3 protein-coding genes are annotated in these 3,010 nt (G+C 68.8%); all 3 read left to right on the top strand.

Annotated features, from left to right (window positions below):
* The first annotated feature begins 222 nt into the window (after positions 1 to 222).
* On the top strand, positions 223 to 1,296 hold the full coding sequence (gene prfA / locus J9611_RS19640) for a peptide chain release factor 1 (protein ID WP_211882739.1): 1,074 nt from the start codon (positions 223 to 225) through the stop codon (positions 1,294 to 1,296).
* 32 nt (positions 1,297 to 1,328) lie between these two features.
* The gene (gene prmC, locus J9611_RS19635; protein ID WP_211882738.1) at positions 1,329 to 2,258 is read left to right on the top strand and encodes a peptide chain release factor N(5)-glutamine methyltransferase; all 930 of its coding nucleotides are present in this window, start codon (positions 1,329 to 1,331) and stop codon (positions 2,256 to 2,258) included.
* Positions 2,255 to 3,010, top strand: a 756-nt coding sequence (locus J9611_RS19630) for an L-threonylcarbamoyladenylate synthase (protein ID WP_211882737.1), incomplete at its 3' end; no start/stop codon positions are given. The genes prmC and J9611_RS19630, both read left to right, overlap by 4 nt.

Genomic DNA, 3,010 nt, shown 5'->3' with positions numbered 1-3,010 from the left:
CCGCCGGGTGGCTCACGATCTACGATCGTGAGCCACCCGGCTACGGCAGGCCCGAAGCCACTCCCTGGCCGCCAATTTCTCGAGCGGTTGTTGCGTTAACCGGTTCCTCCGCTTCAAAAGCAACGCGGGGTCACATAGAGCCCATGAGGGCCGTTGGAATGGGCGGTAAGTGACCCCGCGTTGCAGTTACTAGACTTGTAAGAGTCGAAAGAGGTTTTGAAAATGTTTGAGTCCGTACAGGGCCTGTTGGATGAGCATGATTCCATCCAGGCGCAGCTGGGGGATCCTGCTGTCTATGCTGACCAGAAGGTGGCCCGGAAGCTGGGGCGGCGTTCGGCGCAGCTGAACGGGATCGTGGAGGCTTACCACCGCTGGCACGGGATCGAGGATGACCTGGCGGCCGCCAGAGAGATGGCTGCCGAGGACCCTGAGTTCGCCGCGGAGGTGCCCGAGCTGGAGGCCGCGCTGGAGACGGCCGGGGCGAAGCTGCGCCGGCTGCTGATCCCGCGCGACCCGGACGATGCCCGCAACGTGATCCTCGAGGTCAAGGGCGGCGAGGGCGGCGACGAGGCTGCCCTGTTCGCCGCGGACCTGCTGCGCATGTATGCCCGCTACGCGGAATCCCGCGGCTGGAAGACCGAAATCATCTCGGCCAACGAATCGGACCTGGGCGGGTACAAGGACGTCCAGATGGCTGTCAAGGGCAACTCAAACGACCCCGCCGAGGGCGTCTACGCCCGGCTCAAGTTCGAAGGCGGGGTGCACCGCGTGCAGCGGGTCCCCGTGACGGAATCCCAGGGCCGCATCCACACCTCCGCTGCCGGCGTGCTGGTGCTGCCCGAGGTGGACGAGCCCGAAGAGCTCGAGATCAACCAGAACGACCTCAAGATCGACGTCTACCGTTCCTCGGGCCCCGGCGGCCAGTCCGTCAACACGACCGACTCTGCCGTCCGCATCACCCACCTTCCCACCGGAATCGTGGTGGCCATGCAGAACGAGAAATCCCAGCTGCAGAACCGTGAAGCCGGCATGCGCGTGCTGCGCGCCCGCATCCTGGCGCACCAGCAGGAGCTGATCGACGCCGAAAACTCGGCCCAGCGCAAGTCGCAGATCCGCACCATGGACCGCTCGGAGCGCATCCGCACGTACAACTACCCGGAAAACCGGATCGCGGACCACCGCACCGGCTACAAGGCGTACAACCTGGACCAGGTCATGAACGGCGACCTGGAACCGGTGATCCAGTCGGCCATCGAGATGGACGAACAGTCCCGCCTCGACGCCATCGGCGAGTAGCCGGAAGCTGGTGCTGTCATGACGGGTTTTCCATGACGTCCGGTGCGGGGATGAGCCTTGCCGGGGCGGTCCGCGAAGCGACGGCGGTGCTGGCGGCCGCCGGCGTGCCCAGCCCGCGGGTCGACGCCGAACTCCTGGCCGGGCACCTGCTCGGCGTGGGGCCCGGCCGGCTCCGCGCGATGCTGCTGGGCGACTCGCCTGCTCCGGAAGGCTACGACGACCTCGTTTCCGAGCGCGCGCAGCGGATCCCGCTGCAGCACCTCACCGGCGTCGCGCATTTCCGGTACCTGGAACTGGCGGTGGGTCCCGGCGTGTTCATTCCCCGCCCGGAAACTGAATCCGTCGTGCAGCTGGTGATTGACAGGCTGCAGGGCAGCCGGCATCCCAAGGTCGTGGACCTGGGCACCGGATCCGGCGCGATTGCCGGCTCAATCGCCCACGAGGTCCCCGGCTCCGAGGTCCATGCCGTGGAGTTCAGCGGGTTCGCGCACGCCTGGGCGGCGAAGAACCTGTTGCCGCTCGGCGTCATCCTGGTCCGTGGAGACCTGCGCGACGCGCTGCCCGAACACAACGGCACCTTCGACGTCGTCGTCTCCAATCCCCCCTACATCCCCGCCGAAGCCATCCCGAACGAACCTGAAGTGGCGCTGCACGATCCGCCCGAGGCGCTGTACGGCGGGGGAGCGGACGGCATGGAGCTTCCGACGGCGGCCGCGGCCTCCGCCGCCCGGCTGCTGCTGCCCGGCGGCTACTTCGTGATGGAACACGCCGAGGTCCAGGCTGCCTGGATCGCGTCCATGCTGGAACGCACCGGGCTGTGGTCCGAGGTGACGACGCACCTGGACCTGAACGGCAAGGAACGGGCCACCAGCGCGGTGCGCCGGAACGGCGGCCAGAACCCCGAACCCCGGGCAGCCAAACCTTCAAACCCAGAAATACCGGATGAAAGAATAGGGCAGTGACGACTAGCTACGATTGCACGGCCGCCGAGCAGCGCGCCGCAGGACTTGAGCACGCCCAGCGGGCCATCCGGGAGCACAAGTGCGTGGTGCTCCCCACGGACACCGTGTACGGCATCGCCGCCGACGCCTTCTCGCCGCTGGCCGTGACCCTGCTGCTCGCCTCCAAGGGCCGCAGCCGGAAGATGCCGCCGCCGGTCCTCATTCCCAGGCTCAATGCCCTCGACGGACTCGCCACCGACGTTCCGGCCGAGGCGCGGCGGCTCGCCGAGACGTTCTGGCCCGGCGGCCTGACCCTCATCCTGCACGCCCAGCCCTCGCTCGACTGGGATCTCGGCGAGACCAGGGGCACGGTGGCCCTGCGGATCCCGGCCGACGATATCGCCCAGGACCTGCTCACCCTCACCGGACCGCTGGCTGTTTCCTCCGCGAACCGCACCGGACAGGACGCCGCACTGACGGCAGCCGACGCGCAGGCCCAGCTTGCGGAGTCCGTGGAGGTCTACCTCGAAGACGGACACCGGCCGGTGGACGGCGCCGCTGCGCTGCCGTCCACGATCGTCGATGCCACGGCCCTCCCGCTGCGGGTCGTCCGCCAGGGGGCCATCAGCCTGGAGCGGCTGCGCGAAGTGGTCCCCGGCCTGCTGGATCTGGACGGCAACGCAGGCGGCAGCGCCGGGGCCGGCGCGCCCACGGCCGCGGAACCCGCCGCAGCCACGCCGGACGCGCCCGCCACGCCGGACGCGCCCGCGGCC

Origin of the sequence: Pseudarthrobacter albicanus (genome assembly GCF_018224015.1) — a bacterium.
Taxonomy (GTDB): domain Bacteria; phylum Actinomycetota; class Actinomycetes; order Actinomycetales; family Micrococcaceae; genus Arthrobacter; species Arthrobacter albicanus.
The sequence above is the reverse complement of the archived record's forward strand: the minus strand, read 5'-3'. Positions and strand labels throughout refer to the sequence as shown.